Raw genomic sequence first — 14128 nt, 5'->3', positions numbered from 1 at the left:
CAGATGACCCAACCGCTGTTCAGCGGGGTGATCCCGCCGGTTCCGACACTCTTCACCGCTGAGGGTGAATTCAACGAAACGGCGCAGGCTATCCTTATTGAGCACCTGATCAATTCCCCCGTGGACGGGCTTTTTTTCCTGGGTAGCGCCGGAGAGTTTGCCCATATGTCCCGCGAGATGCGCCAGGATGTCGCCGCATTTTGTATGCGCCAGGTTGCAGGTCGAAAGCCCGTGCTGATTGGCATTGCCAGTTGCGGCACACAGGAGACCATTGACGCCGGTCTTCATGCGCAACGCCTCGGCGCGGATGGCGTGGTCGTCGTGAACCCCTGGTACAACCCGCTCAGTGAAAGTAACCTGCTTCAACATTTTAAACGGGTGGCGAAGGCGCTGTCGCTTCCGGTAATCCTGTATAATTTCCCCGCGCTGACCGGGCAATCCATTCCGGTACAGATTATCAAAACCCTTGCCATCGACTGCCCGAACATTGTGGGGTTGAAAGACACGGTCGATACACTTTCCCATATCAGGGAAACGCTGCACGCGGTAAAACCCGTGCGCCCCGATTTTGCTGTCTTTGCCGGTTACGATGAGTACCTTCTTGGCACATTAATTCTGGGAGGAGATGGCTGTATTCCCGCCAGCGCCAATTTTGCACCACAACTCACCTGTGGGATCCGCGATGCCTGGCATAAGCAGGACTATTCCCGAGCCGTAGAATTGCAACAGTCGCTGTCCTGGATCCCTCCTCTCTACGGGTTGGATCTGCCGTTTTATAATGCGGTGAAATATGCATTACAGCTTACTGGCCTGGATATTTCTGTCCATTCATTGCCCCCTGCGTCGCCACTGACCGCAGAAATGAAAACAGAAATTGAAAACATCCTTCAACGCGCGGGTGTGATTAATAAGGAGGGTAATTAACATGAACAATATTCGTCGATTTGGTTGCGTGGTGAAAGTCCGGCCAGAAAAACTGGCGTATTATAAGGAACTCCATGCGAATCCCTGGCCTGAAGTCAATGCCATGATAAAAGAATGTAATCTGCGCAACTTTTCCATTTATTACAAAAATGGTCTGCTGTTTAGTTATCTGGAATATACCGGTGATGATTATGAAGCCGACCAGCAGAAAATGGCCGCGCACCTGAAAACACAGGAATGGTGGCAGGAAACGTCGCCCTGCCAGATGCCGCTTGAAGGGGAACCTGAAGGCACGCTATGGGTAGAAATGGAAGAAATATACCACCTCGATTAATACAAAAATAATAATATTAATTCTCTGCGCTTTTTTGAAAGCGCAGAATCCCCTGTCTTTTAATAATGATAGAAACATCCGAGAATAATATGAAAATTACCTCTATGACATGTATCGGCCTCGGCTTAGTGAATCTTTTTGCCATCCCTTATGCATCTTCTTCGCAAAATTTAAATATTGAAGAACGGTTGTCGCAACTGGAATTACGTCTGCAAAAAGCAGAAAGCCGGGCCGCGCTGGCCGAAAAACAAAATGCCCAACTGGTCAGTCAATTAAAACAGACAGAACAAGAATCACAGCAGGCGAAAAAATCGGTGGAAGGCCTGGAAGCCCGCACCCAGCGAATTGAAAAAATAACGCCCGATGAAGATGACTATTTTGAGCTGCACGGTTATGCGCGTTCCGGCATGATGACCAACCATAATGCCCGTCACACCCAGGGGGGACCATTTATGACCCCGGCAGGACAAACCGGCGGGGCAATTGGCCGTCTGGGTAATGAACCGGATACGTATGTTGAAGTGTATCTGGAGAAGAAAAAACGACTGGAAAACGGCGCCACGACCCGATTTATGACGATGATTGCCGATCAGCAGAAAAGCTATAACGACTGGACGGCGGATTCCAGCACGCTGAACGTCAGCCAGGCCTTTGCTGAAATCGCTTCGCTTCCGAGTTTTACTGGCCCCTTTAAGGATACGACGCTATGGGCTGGTAAGCGTGTGGATCGTGACAACTTCGAAATTCCCTGGCTGGACTCTAAATTCGTCGCGCTCAACGGCACCGGGGGCGGTATCTATGACATCCGCTGGACCGATAACATTCGCAGTAACTTCTCCTTCATTGGCCGTAGTTTTGGCGATGTGGACGTCGTCAACAATGACGTCCAAAACTATGTCCTGACCGCCAACAACTATTTTGGCCCGGTGCAATTATTCATCAGCGGGATGCAGGCAAAGGACAATGAAGAACGTGAAACCTTAAGCGGATATAAAGTCTTCAACGCGGCAAACAAAGGTTATACCGCGCTGTTAGGGTATCAGGGCGACAGCTTTTATGGCCTGACAAAAGGTGAAACGCGCAGTGTGCTCTCCTGGGGACAAGGTCTTGGCGCGGAAGTGAAGAATATAGGCACCGACCCGGCGTTACTGTCCGATGCGAAAACGTTACGTTTAGCCAGTTACGGCATCGTCAATCTTTCGCCTGGCTGGGATTTTGCCCCTTCACTGCTCGCTCAGCAGAGTGCCGATCGTTACGTGAAAGGTGATGATTATCGCTGGGTCACCCTGAACGGACGACTGATGCAGAACATCACGCAAAACTTCGCGTTAGGGTATGAGGCGACCTGGCAATATATGGATCTCGATCCTAATGGCTATCAGCAATATCAGAAGGTGAAGGGGAATTTTTACAAACTGACCTTTGCGCCAACGTTCCGACCTGACGATATTTCGCCCTTCTTTACGCGCCCTGAGTTACGCGTTTTCGCCACGTGGATGAACTGGGATAACGATCTGGATAAATACAGCCCTAATGACACCTTTGGTCAGAAAGGTTTCACCTCGGGCGGCGAGTGGACATTCGGCGTTCAGATGGAAACCTTCTTCTGATCGCGGGCGAACGGTTTTATCACGGTAAAACCGTTCGCTTTCCTGATAAGGACTGAACGCCACTTACAGTGGTTTTTCCCGTCGCCGGAATTCACTTGGCGAAACGCCGACCGCCCGATGGAACTCGCGGGAAAAATGCAGTTGATCGTGATACCCCACCTGGCTTGCGATGCTGCCTATGGTGGCATCCGTTTCAACTAACAGGCGACGCGCCTGAGACAAGCGGTAGTTTTTCAACCAACGCAGTGGACTTTGATTAAACGTCTCCTGAAAGAGTCGAAAAAGCTGTGATTTACTCACCTGGCAATAGAGCATAAATTTATCAATATCCCATTCATCGTTATAGTGACTGTGAATTTGATAAATCAGCCGACCTAATCCGCGATGGGTGATCACCGGTGAACTTTCATTTTCATGACTGCGACTTTCAAGAAGCGTGTAAATTAATTTCGAACACAACAGGTCGCAATGGGCATCCGCGACCAGAGTATGGCTTTTCATCAGACTAAATAGTTGATGGTAAATGTCGGTTATTTCAGCCGGTGATTCAAACTCAAACACCGGTTGATGAAGAACATTAAGAAAATTCATAATATTGTCCATCTTCGAACCGTCAATTCTTAGCCACAATATTTCCCAGGGATCGGCGCTGTCCGGAAAGTGTTCATGTGGAAACCTGACAGGAAGCCAGACCAGACTCCCTTCTTTCACGTCGTATTTTTTATTCTCCAGGCAAATAACGCCCTTCCCCTTGAGACAGAAAATAAGTTCATGCCCCACGACAGACTGGCGTTGGATATGGAAATTCGCTCCTGTTAATATATGACCGGCGCGCAATACCCGATAATTGACCAGCGTAGAAAAATCTTCTGATTCCCGATACCAGTTTTCAATGACCTGCGTTCGCTGCGACAGTGAACTCATATGCCATACTCCGAAAGAATGGATACATTTTAGATTAATTAATCCATCATGGGATGACAAGTGGAAATCATGACAGGGGTTGATTTAATTCTTTGACTCAGTTCACAAGATTAAGTAACGATAATATTATATCGTCACTCCGGAACTTTCTCCCTTAAAAAGGGGACATGACATGCCAACAATCCGCCATCGTAAAAAGCAGAGCGGATAAAATCATTAATTTGATTTAGGTAACATTTATATTTATCCCCTTTTTGTAAATAACTGTACAAGCTAAATTAACAAAGAGAACATTATTCGACTATCGCACGCATACTCTGCCACGCTTTTATCGTCTTCTTTTCGCTTAAGAACTTTCTGGCAAACACCGGCGTATCAGGACGGTTCTGTCCTGCTATCCGTGGTTCATAGGGTTTATATCCGACAGGAAGGCAGCCAAAACGGGATACAGAATGGATGAAAGCCATTGTGGCTCACAAGATGAATTTATTCTCCGCTATCGGCAAGACTGCGCCTTACGGCTGAAATGACATTACCCGCAAAAAGGGGATCCTTACGGATCCCCTTTCCTGTGACTTACGGCTTTAGCGATGGCCTCATTCAGTTCTGAGCCAGGACGTCTTCAGCAGCAGAAAAGATAATATTCAGACCACGAGGCCGAAATGTTGTCGAATGAATCAGCATATACTTATACCAGCGTAAAAATAGCCGCCGATCGTTAACACCAATACGTTCAAGAATGCTGTACAATCTTGAGTATATCGACTTTTGGCTCAGCCCCAGATATTGCGAAGCGTCAGCATACGTCTCCAGACAGACAATCGCATTGAGCGTGTGTTTGTCAGCCCGCTCCATCTTCGTCATAAACTGGCAAAATTCACACTTCTGTTCGCCACTGTTATCCTGCGCATCTCTGAGTTTTTCAATGATCCGCGGGATAGGATCACAATAATTGATATGCTGTTTCAGGAATAAATTATCGTGTTTTTCGGAAATGCTCACTACGGTATATTCAGAAATCAATGCACAACAACATCGTGTTTGTACCCACATAGCAGGAAGAAAGTAGAATGGTTTCCTGTCTGACGGTCTCGCTGCTCTATTCTTTATTTCACTCAGCGCAAGAGCGATAAGTGGAGAAAGTTCATCATCAACAACCACGTTATCCCTCCTTGTATCGCTATTTTCAAATATACACTTATCTTAAATAAAACTGCCAAAAGATATAACTGTTCAATCCAATACATCATGATAGGAAATAGCTATCACTATTTCTTTTCACGTTACAAAACAAGATCACGCCATTAACAACAATGGTAAAATAATCTTAATTATCAATTCATTATGTTTTTGACAAAAATCGCACTGAACAACAGAAAGCAAACATTACGCAACAAAAAATTCATATCTACAGCGCGTGACACTGTCAAATAAATAGGATGATTTATCCTATACCCAGAAAAATAAACAAATCAGACGGAAATTTCATGCATCTTCAAAAATATAAATTAGGATTGTTCTTAGGTAAAAGAATAATCTCAAAACAAAAAATGGAATGAATGAAAACATTAAGTCAACATCATTTCATTTAATTGCTTAAATAAATAAAACGGCCGTTCACTTTTATAAAATCATCATCACTTCTTCAAAGGCAACCGTTCTCATCTGAGGTAAATAACGGCATAGCCGGGAGGCTATGCCGTATCACTTACTTCATCGTGCAATTAACGCAAACACGCCCCAACCGAAGTATTCTCGGGCGTACGTAACGTGGCGTTTGGGCGCTATCGTCAACTCTGCGCGAACCTCATCGGCAAACTCATCCTCAGCGTTCGTTTCTAGCCAACGACGCATTGTCAGCCATTTCGCCGCTTCGTATCGGTCCCAACCCTCCTGGTCTGCCAGTACCATTTCCACCACGTCATAGCCGAGTTCGTCGAAAGAGCCAACGAGCGCAGGAAGGGTGAGAAAATCAGCCCTGGACGAGACGCCACAAGCCTGGGCAATCTCTTCCGTCTCGGGAACCTGACGCCACCAGGGTTCACCGATCAGTATCATTCCACCCGGCCTGATGCTTTTTGCCAGCAGCTCGATACTTCCGGCAACGCCACCGGCAATCCAGGTCGCGCCGACACACGCCGCCACGTCGCATTTTTCGTCCGTGACGTAACCCGCCGCGTCGTTATGAATAAAATGCACGCGTTCACTGACGCCGAGCTGTTCAGCACGCTGTTTTGCCTGCGCGGTGAAGAGCGGGCTCATGTCGATACCGGTACCGTTAATGCCGTGATCGCGTGCCCAGGTGCAGAGCATCTCACCTGAACCACTGCCGAGATCGAGAATGCGCGCCCCCGGCTTCATGCGTAACACCCGGCCCAGTGTGGCGTACTTTTCCGGCGTGAACGGGTTATGAATGCGATGTTCGCTTTCACTAATCGTAAAAATACGTGGGATATCCATTAGTTAATTCCTTTCATTGCGTTGCGAATTAGAGAACGTTCAGTCTGGTTGTTATTCACGCCAGTGCTCCGGTTTCATTAAGGCCTGCGCACACTGGATGTCGCCGGCACGATCAAAGGGTTGTGCAGAGAGGGACTGCATCATCCAGCAGGCCTTATGCTCGTCCGGGATGGGATAAGGCGCGGGATAGCCGTTGTCTCCTGCGTAAGGTTCGAATCCATGTCGCGGATAGTAAGTGGCATGACCGAGAACAAAAACGCGCTGGCATCCCATCAACCGTAAGTGCGCTAAGCCGGTGCGTATCAACAATCCCCCCACGCCTCTCCCCTGGTATTCCGGTATGACCGCCAGAGGCGCGAGGATATGCATCAGGGGAGATTCCATTTCCCCCTTGAATGTCGCCCGGGTGAACAAGATATGCCCGACGGCTTTACCTTCATGTCTGGCCAGCAACGATAACGTCGGACGTGCACTTTCATCCTCCAGTAAAGAAGCCACCAGTTCAGCCTCTTTGCCGTAGCCAAATGCACGGGTTTCGACTTCCCGGATGTCGCCTGCATCACGTTCATCGGTGATATGAAAAGTGAAGTTGTGCGTTGTCATAGAACTCTCCTTAGCGGTTATCTGGCTGGGCGCGAACGTTATTCAGCCCGGTGGTGTTAATGCGGTAGGGTTGACCATTGACGGATTTGATCAGCTTTTTGGTTTTGAGTTTTTTGAAGACGGCGAGTGTGCAGTCGGCGAGCAGCAGTCCTTCGCGGCTGTAGCATTCAACGGCGGTGACGCGGCCGGACGTATCGCGGACGTGCGCAATACGTCCACCTTTGGCGAGAACGTGTAAGGTACGTTGTTCCTGACGGGATAAATTCATACTGGAAAACCTGTTTAATCATCATGTGCAAAACGTGCAAACACACCGCGGTGTCCGCATTCAATTTCGGCGCATTGATAATCAGTCCGGCCTGAAAAGGTCGGGGAAACTGATTATCAGATGATTACATTCTCCAGCATCAAAGCCTCGGGTTGAGTTGAAAGGTATTTACGACGTGAATGTTAACACGTAATTTCAGCAGGGAGATAGGCAGGTCGGGAAAATGTGATCGATGTCGACATCGCGATCCCGCCTGTGGTCATGGTTTCATCTTCTGGCTATCCACGGCGTTGCGTGGTTATAAACGATAGGGTGAGGAAAAAGCCCAGACTCACCCCGGAATACCCCCTGCTGTCGTTCAGAACGCGTTAGCGTAATAGACAAACGCCAGCTTGTTGCCGTCAGGATCTCTGACATAGGCGCTATGAAAACCTTGTCCGTAATGCGGTCTGTGGCCTGGTGCGCCTTCATCCGTGCCCCCCAGGCTGAGAGCGAGCGCGTGAAGTTGCTGGATATGTTCAAACGAGCGGGCATTCAGCGCCACCATCGTACCATTGCCGACGCTGGCAGCCTGGCCATCAAAGGGTTTGCCAACGCACAGTCCGGTGGTGTGGTTTTCACTGAACGTTCCCCATGATGCGCCCTCTTCGCCCCGGCCAGCCTTCGGGTGCCCAAGCTGTTCCATTAATGGATCGTAGAAAGCGATCGCGCGTGGCAGATTGTTAGTGCCCAGCATGATGTATGAAAACATACTCCCTCCTCATTGTGATGCCTCGGGGATTATCCGCTTTATATCCCCAGGCAAGTATCGTCGTCAGGCCGCGTGCAGGAAGGTCTAGCGTAACAGCACCTTACCCAGCAGATACGTGGTTGCCTGTCCGCCGATATAAACACGATCCCCCACGCTCTGGCAGCGTAACTCCCCGCCGCGCTCAGCGCCCTGATGCGCCAGCATCTCGGCTTTGTTGAGTTTTTCAGCCCAGTAAGGAATGAGCATACTGTGTGCTGAACCGGTAACAGGGTCTTCCGCGACGGCTTCTCCTGGGCAGAAGAAACGGCTGACAAAATCGTATTTCCCTTCACCTGGCGCGGTGACGCAAACCATTTTTCCCAGGGGAAGCATGGCATTGATATCCGGTCGCAGCGCGTCGACCTGTTGTGGGGTATTCAGGACAACCATGTAGTCGCGCGCCACGCGCACTTCTTTGTATTCCGTGATACCCAACGCGTCCAGCAACAGGGATGGCGGCGTGGCAGGTTCGGTTTCCCAGGCAGGCAAATCCAGCGTCAACCATTCGCCGCTGCGCGTGACTGTCAGAGGGCCAACAAACCGGGTAGCAAAGTTGAGCGTCTCGCCCGGATAATCCAGATGCTCAAAGATGACGTGAGCTGCCGCAAGAGTGGCATGTCCACACAGATTTATTTCTCCCTGAGTGGTAAACCAGCGCAACTCGAAGCCGTTTTCATTGGGCACAAAATAGGCCGTCTCTGACTGGTTATGCTGTTTAGCCATTTTCAATAATGTCTCATCAGGCAACCAGTCGGTTAGCGGACATACCGCTGCGGCATTGCCACCAAAAGTCGTCGTACTAAAGGCATCAATCATGTAAAAATCAATTTGTTGCATAGTGAAAACCTCGAATCGTTCCTTGAGCAATACACACTCTACCATACCATGACGGCCTGTCGTCTTGTCATTTCCAACGCATTCACATATAGAGAATGGCGGCACGATAATTCCGCTATTCAAACTGAGTACAAGATCACATTTAATCCCCTCATTACGGTTCAGCATGTTGAACAAGGTATATTTTCGACTCAACAATGCCGATACTATTTATTCTACCAGCAAGAGGGTTTCATTATGGTTCGCAAAGGGTGTAATTCATTAGTCCGTGCCGAAAAAATATTAACCCATATCGCATGGGTCGGCGTGGCGAGTTATATGGAATTATTAAAAGAATTTCAGTATCCCAAAAGCAGCCTGCTTAATTTATTGAATGTGATGGTGGAATGCGGCTTTTTAATTAAAAACAAAAACGGCCATTACTCGCTGGGAATAAAAAACTATGAATTGGGCTGTCAGGCGCTGCACCGCCAAAATATCTTTGAAGTGACAAAGCGCCCCATGCAGGAGCTGTCGCTGAAAAGCGGTCTGGTCTGCCACCTGGGGGCGATGGAGAGCTATTCCGCCCTCTATCTCGACAAGGTTGAAAGCCCGAATTCGGTGCCAACGAGCAAAAGCTGGATTGGTAAAAAGCTTGAGTTACATATCACCGCGCTGGGTAAGGCGTTATTAGCCTGGAAAACGCGGGAAGAGCTGGACTATTTTTTAGATGCGCTCACGTTGACACCACACACGCGCAATACATTTACCGATAAAAAGTTATTTCTGGAAGAGTTGCAAAAAACGCGGCTTCGGGGATGGGCCATAGACAATGAAGAATCAACCTATGGTGCGGTCTGTTTAAGTATGCCGGTATTCAATATGTATAACCGGGTTAACTATGCGATCTCGCTTTCGGGCGATCCGGTGGTTTATTCAGGAAATAAGATCGACGGTTATCTGGAACTGCTGCGCAAATGCGCCGGGCAAATATCATATGGGCTGGGATACAGAAACGAAAATGAGTATTTACGAAAAGGAAACTGAGGTAATGAAAAAATTCAGCGGTATTATTCCACCGGTATCCAGCACGTTTCATCGTGACGGAACCATTGATAAAACGGCAATGCGTCAGGTTGCTGACTTCCTGATTAATAAGGGGGTCGACGGGCTGTTTTATCTCGGTACGGGTGGAGAATTTAGCCAGATGAATACCGCCCAGCGAATGGCGTTCACCGAAGAAGCGGTCTCTGTTGTCGACGGGCGGGTCCCGGTATTGATTGGCGTCGGTTCGCCTTCCACTGACGAAGCGGTCAAACTGGCGCAACATGCACAAGTCTGCGGCGCTGACGGCGTGGTCGCTATCAACCCCTACTACTGGAAAGTTGCGCCACGAAATCTTGACGACTATTACCAGCAGATCGCCCGTAGCGTCACGCTTCCGGTGATCCTGTATAACTTTCCGGATCTGACCGGCCAGGACTTAACCCCGGAGACCGTGAAACGTCTGGCGCTGCAAAATGAGAATATCGTCGGCATCAAAGACACCATCGACAGCGTCGGCCATCTGCGCACAATGATCAACACCGTTAAGTCTGTGCGCCCGTCATTTTCGGTCTTCTGCGGCTACGACGACCATTTGCTGAACACCCTGCTGTTAGGCGGTGATGGCGCGATATCCGCCAGCGCTAACTTTGCTCCGGAACTCTCTGTCGGTATCTATCGCGCCTGGCGCGAGGGCGATCTGGCGACAGCTGCCACCCTGAATAAAAAGCTCCTGCAACTGCCCGCGATTTATGGCCTTGAAACGCCGTTTGTCTCACTGATCAAATACAGCATGCAGTGCGTGGGGTTGCCGGTGGAAACATATTGCTTGCCGCCGATTCTTGACGTCTCAGAAGAAGCCAAAGAAAAAGTCCATGCACTGCTGGTCGCGCAGGGCATTTTATCGGACTGAGGAGAAGATCATGTCTGTTCACTCTATTTTTGCTGATGAAAGTCGCGATATCTACACCGTCAGAACGCACGCCGATGGCCCTGACGGAGAACTGCCGCTCACGGCGGAAATGCTCATCAACCGCCCGAGCGGGGATCTGTTCGGGATGACCATGAATGCCGGAATGGGCTGGTCGGCGGACGAACTGGATCGGGACGGCATTTTACTGCTCAGCACGCTGGGTGGGTTACGCGGCGAAGACGGTAAGCCTGTCGCGCTGGCACTGCACCAGGGTCACTATGAGCTGGATATCCAGATGAAAGCCGCCGCGGAGGTGATCAAAGCGAACCGTGCCTTGCCCTATGCCGTGTATGTTTCCGATCCGTGCGACGGACGGACTCAGGGTACGACGGGCATGTTCGACTCGCTACCATACCGTAATGACGCCGCCATGGTGATGCGCCGTCTTATCCGCTCTCTGCCCGATGCGAAAGCCGTCATTGGCGTGGCGACCTGCGACAAGGGACTTCCGGCCACCATGATGGCGCTCGCCGCGCAGCATGACAAAGCGACAGTGCTGGTGCCCGGTGGCGCGACGCTACCCGCAAGAGATGGGGAAGATAACGGCAAGGTACAGACCATCGGCGCACGCTTCGCCAATGGTGAATTATCGCTTCAGGATGCCCGCCGCGCGGGCTGTAAGGCCTGCGCCTCCTCCGGCGGCGGCTGTCAATTTCTGGGCACTGCCGGGACATCGCAGGTTGTGGCCGAAGGATTAGGGCTGGCCATCCCGCACTCAGCACTGGCCCCTTCCGGTGAACCGGTGTGGCAGGAGATTGCCAGAGCCTCCGCGAGAGCGGCATTGAACTTATGTAAACAAGGCATTACCACACGGGAAATACTCACCGATAAAGCGATTGAGAATGCGATGACGGTCCATGCCGCGTTCGGTGGCTCGACAAACCTGCTGTTGCACATTCCGGCGATTGCCCATCAGGCCGGCTGCCATATCCCGACCGTTGACGACTGGATCCGCATCAACAAGCGGGTACCCCGACTGGTGAGCGTACTCCCCAATGGCCCGGTTTATCACCCGACGGTGAATGCCTTCATGGCGGGAGGTGTGCCGGAAGTGATGCTGCATCTTCGCAGTCTGGGATTGCTGCATGAAGACGTGATGACCGTCACCGGCAGCACGCTGAAAGAGAACCTGGACTGGTGGGAACACTCCGAACGGCGGCAACGGTTCAAACAGCTTCTGCGCGACCAGGAGCAGATCGACGCCGACGAGGTGATCATGTCACCGCAGCGGGCACAGGCGCGCGGCCTGACCTCAACGATCACCTTCCCTGTGGGCAATATTGCCCCGGAAGGGTCGGTTATCAAATCCACCGCCATCGACCCTTCAGTGATTGACGATCAGGGCATCTATTACCATAAAGGCGTGGCGAAGGTTTATCTGTCCGAGAAAAGCGCAATTTACGATATCAAGCACGACAAGATTAAAGCGGGCGATATTCTGGTCATCATCGGCGTTGGCCCTTCCGGCACCGGGATGGAGGAAACCTACCAGGTCACCAGCGCCCTGAAACATCTGTCCTACGGCAAGCATGTTTCACTGCTCACCGATGCGCGCTTCTCGGGCGTTTCCACTGGCGCGTGCATCGGCCATGCCGGACCGGAAGCACTGGCCGGAGGGCCGATCGGTAAATTACGCACCGGGGATATTATTGAAATTAAAATTGACTGCCGCGAGCTTCAGGGCGAAGTCAATTTCCTCGGAACCCGTAACGATGAAACATTACCCTCACGAGAGGAGGCTACCGCACTATTAAACGCCAGACCCAGCCATCAGGATTTACTTCCTGATCCTGAACTGCCAGATGATACCCGACTTTGGGCGATGCTCCAGGCGGTAAGCGGCGGGACATGGACGGGCTGTATTTATGATGTAAATAAAATCGGCGCGGCCTTGCGCGATTATATGAATAAGAACTGAAAGCAAAAAATAAAAACATTCAGACCCCTGAATTATCCGGCTACGCATTATTCATCCTGTGCGCAGTCGGATAATGACGGGTCGCTACCCTATGATGAGAGGACGTTATGCCACTAATTATCGTTGTGGCAGGGATTGCTCTGCTCCTGCTTTTAACCATAAAAATTAAGCTCAATACGTTTGTTTCACTAATTATTGTTTCGATTGCTGTCGCCATTGCCAGTGGTATGGATTTGAGTAAAGTCGTCACCTCGGTCGAATCCGGACTTGGCGGGACGCTGGGCCATATTGGTTTGATATTTGGCTTCGGTGTCATGCTTGGTCGTTTGCTGGCCGACGCGGGAGGGGCGCAGCGAATCGCCCTGACCATGCTGAATTATTTCGGCAAAAGTAAACTTGACTGGGCGGTGGTCTGCTCAGCCTTTATTGTCGGCATTGCCCTTTTTTTCGAAGTCGGATTAATTCTTCTGGTCCCTATTTTATTCGCTATTGCCCGTGAAGCGAAAATATCGCCGATGTTTATGTGTGTCCCCATGCTCTCCGGTTTGCTGGTTGCACACGGTTTTTTACCGCCACACCCCGGCCCGACCGTTATCGCCCGTGAATATGGCGCGGATGTAGGGCTGGTTCTGATATACGGCATTATTGTCGGCATCCCGACCTTTATTCTTTGCGGCCCGGTGTTGAATAAATTCTGCCAGCGCATTATTCCGGACGCGTTTAAAAAAGAAGGAAATATTGCCTCCCTTGGCGCGACCCGTCGGTTTAGCGAAAGCGAAATGCCTGGCTTTGGGATCAGTTTCCTCACCGCAATGCTGCCGGTTATCCTGATGGCGGTCGTCACCATCATCCAGATGACTCATGCCAAAAGCGCCGCGGATTCAGGCTTGTTCTACAACATTCTGCTGTTCCTGGGTAACTCGACCATTGCGATGCTGATTTCACTGCTGTTCGCGATTTATACCATGGGTCTGGGCCGCGGAAAGACGATCCCTGAACTGATGGATTCCTGCGGGAAAGCCATTGCGGGTATTGCCGGACTGCTGCTGATTATCGGCGGTGGCGGCGCATTCAAGCAGGTACTCATCGATTCTGGCGTAGGTCAGTACATTTCCACCCTGGTCTCAGGCATGGATATTAATCCCATCCTGATGGCGTGGGGCGTTGCCGCGTTCCTGCGTATTTGTCTGGGGTCCGCCACCGTGGCGGCAATCTCTACCGCCGGGCTGGTCATCCCGCTGCTGGCAGTACATCCCAATACCAACCTGGCGTTGATCACGCTGGCAACCGGGGCGGGATCCTGTATCTGTTCCCACGTTAACGACGCCAGTTTCTGGATGATTAAAGACTTCTTCGGCCTGACCACCAAAGAGACATTGTTGTCCTGGACACTGATGTCAACGCTGTTATCCATCTGTGGGCTGATATTTATTCTGCTCGCCAGCATGATTATATAATTGTGCC

Annotated in this window: 13 protein-coding genes and 1 pseudogene; 7 read left to right on the top strand and 7 right to left on the bottom strand. The window is 50.5% G+C overall.

Annotated features, from left to right (window positions below; genetic code table 11):
• The first annotated feature begins 3 nt into the window (after window positions 1–3).
• The 3 genes from F384_RS04805 (at window position 4) to F384_RS04795 (ending at window position 2868) form a co-directional block, all read left to right on the top strand.
• Window positions 4–924, top strand: coding sequence for a dihydrodipicolinate synthase family protein (locus F384_RS04805; RefSeq protein WP_046497745.1), 921 nt, complete (start codon window positions 4–6; stop codon window positions 922–924).
• 1 nt (window position 925) lies between these two features.
• Window positions 926–1258, top strand: coding sequence for an L-rhamnose mutarotase (locus F384_RS04800; protein WP_152754393.1), 333 nt, complete (start codon window positions 926–928; stop codon window positions 1256–1258).
• Between the two features lie 104 nt (window positions 1259–1362).
• Window positions 1363–2868 carry a carbohydrate porin gene (locus tag F384_RS04795; RefSeq protein ID WP_226991626.1) on the top strand — a complete coding sequence of 502 codons (1506 nt, stop codon included), beginning with the start codon at window positions 1363–1365 and terminating at the stop codon, window positions 2866–2868.
• A gap of 63 nt (window positions 2869–2931) precedes the next feature.
• Here F384_RS04795 and F384_RS04790 read toward each other — a convergent pair whose 3' ends face one another.
• The 7 genes and pseudogenes from F384_RS04790 to F384_RS04760 form a co-directional block, all read right to left on the bottom strand.
• A complete protein-coding gene (locus F384_RS04790; RefSeq protein ID WP_046478814.1) occupies window positions 2932–3792 on the bottom strand; it encodes an AraC family transcriptional regulator in 861 nt (286 codons plus the stop codon).
• Between the two features lie 600 nt (window positions 3793–4392).
• Complete coding sequence (locus tag F384_RS04785; RefSeq protein WP_046478813.1) at window positions 4393–4953, bottom strand: hypothetical protein; 561 nt, start codon at window positions 4951–4953, stop codon at window positions 4393–4395.
• Window positions 4954–5505: 552 nt separating this feature from the next.
• Entirely contained in the window at window positions 5506–6252 is a 747-nt protein-coding gene (locus F384_RS04780) for an SAM-dependent methyltransferase (RefSeq protein WP_046478811.1), read from the bottom strand.
• 55 nt (window positions 6253–6307) lie between these two features.
• Window positions 6308–6855 (bottom strand): annotated as a pseudogene (locus tag F384_RS04775) (GNAT family N-acetyltransferase).
• Window positions 6856–6865: 10 nt separating this feature from the next.
• Window positions 6866–7123, bottom strand: coding sequence for a YjhX family toxin (locus F384_RS04770; protein WP_006174186.1), 258 nt, complete (start codon window positions 7121–7123; stop codon window positions 6866–6868).
• Window positions 7124–7481: 358 nt separating this feature from the next.
• A complete protein-coding gene (locus tag F384_RS04765; protein WP_046478805.1) occupies window positions 7482–7874 on the bottom strand; it encodes a VOC family protein in 393 nt (130 codons plus the stop codon).
• An 84-nt stretch (window positions 7875–7958) separates the two neighbouring features.
• A complete protein-coding gene (locus tag F384_RS04760; RefSeq protein ID WP_046478804.1) occupies window positions 7959–8750 on the bottom strand; it encodes a PhzF family phenazine biosynthesis protein in 792 nt (263 codons plus the stop codon).
• Window positions 8751–8987: 237 nt separating this feature from the next.
• Here F384_RS04760 and F384_RS04755 point away from each other — a divergent pair, with 237 nt between their 5' ends.
• The 4 genes from F384_RS04755 to F384_RS04740 all read left to right on the top strand — a co-directional run bounded on the left by F384_RS04755 (window position 8988) and on the right by F384_RS04740 (window position 14121).
• The gene (locus tag F384_RS04755; protein WP_046478802.1) at window positions 8988–9776 is read left to right on the top strand and encodes an IclR family transcriptional regulator; all 789 of its coding nucleotides are present in this window, start codon (window positions 8988–8990) and stop codon (window positions 9774–9776) included.
• Between the two features lie 4 nt (window positions 9777–9780).
• Entirely contained in the window at window positions 9781–10686 is a 906-nt protein-coding gene (locus tag F384_RS04750) for a dihydrodipicolinate synthase family protein (protein WP_155403975.1), read from the top strand.
• 10 nt (window positions 10687–10696) lie between these two features.
• Window positions 10697–12664, top strand: coding sequence for a xylonate dehydratase YjhG (gene yjhG / locus F384_RS04745; protein ID WP_046478799.1), 1968 nt, complete (start codon window positions 10697–10699; stop codon window positions 12662–12664).
• A gap of 107 nt (window positions 12665–12771) precedes the next feature.
• Complete coding sequence (locus F384_RS04740) at window positions 12772–14121, top strand: GntP family permease (RefSeq protein WP_046478797.1); 1350 nt, start codon at window positions 12772–12774, stop codon at window positions 14119–14121.
• The last annotated feature ends 7 nt before the right edge of the window (window positions 14122–14128 follow it).

The sequence above is a fragment of the Citrobacter amalonaticus Y19 genome (assembly GCF_000981805.1).
GTDB classification, from domain to species: Bacteria; Pseudomonadota; Gammaproteobacteria; order Enterobacterales; family Enterobacteriaceae; genus Citrobacter_A; species Citrobacter_A amalonaticus_C.
The sequence above is the reverse complement of the archived record's forward strand: the minus strand, read 5'-3'. Positions and strand labels throughout refer to the sequence as shown.

Coding starts and splice junctions, on each gene's coding strand:
- F384_RS04750 (WP_155403975.1), top strand. CDS start 9,781: ATGAAAAAATTCAGCGGTATTATTCCACCGGTATCCAGCACGTTTCAT.
- F384_RS04760 (WP_046478804.1), bottom strand. CDS start 8,750: ATGCAACAAATTGATTTTTACATGATTGATGCCTTTAGTACGACGACT.
- F384_RS04790 (WP_046478814.1), bottom strand. CDS start 3,792: ATGAGTTCACTGTCGCAGCGAACGCAGGTCATTGAAAACTGGTATCGG.
- F384_RS04770 (WP_006174186.1), bottom strand. CDS start 7,123: ATGAATTTATCCCGTCAGGAACAACGTACCTTACACGTTCTCGCCAAA.
- F384_RS04740 (WP_046478797.1), top strand. CDS start 12,772: ATGCCACTAATTATCGTTGTGGCAGGGATTGCTCTGCTCCTGCTTTTA.
- yjhG (WP_046478799.1), top strand. CDS start 10,697: ATGTCTGTTCACTCTATTTTTGCTGATGAAAGTCGCGATATCTACACC.
- F384_RS04780 (WP_046478811.1), bottom strand. CDS start 6,252: ATGGATATCCCACGTATTTTTACGATTAGTGAAAGCGAACATCGCATT.
- F384_RS04765 (WP_046478805.1), bottom strand. CDS start 7,874: ATGTTTTCATACATCATGCTGGGCACTAACAATCTGCCACGCGCGATC.
- F384_RS04795 (WP_226991626.1), top strand. CDS start 1,363: ATGACATGTATCGGCCTCGGCTTAGTGAATCTTTTTGCCATCCCTTAT.
- F384_RS04755 (WP_046478802.1), top strand. CDS start 8,988: ATGGTTCGCAAAGGGTGTAATTCATTAGTCCGTGCCGAAAAAATATTA.
- F384_RS04800 (WP_152754393.1), top strand. CDS start 926: ATGAACAATATTCGTCGATTTGGTTGCGTGGTGAAAGTCCGGCCAGAA.
- F384_RS04805 (WP_046497745.1), top strand. CDS start 4: ATGACCCAACCGCTGTTCAGCGGGGTGATCCCGCCGGTTCCGACACTC.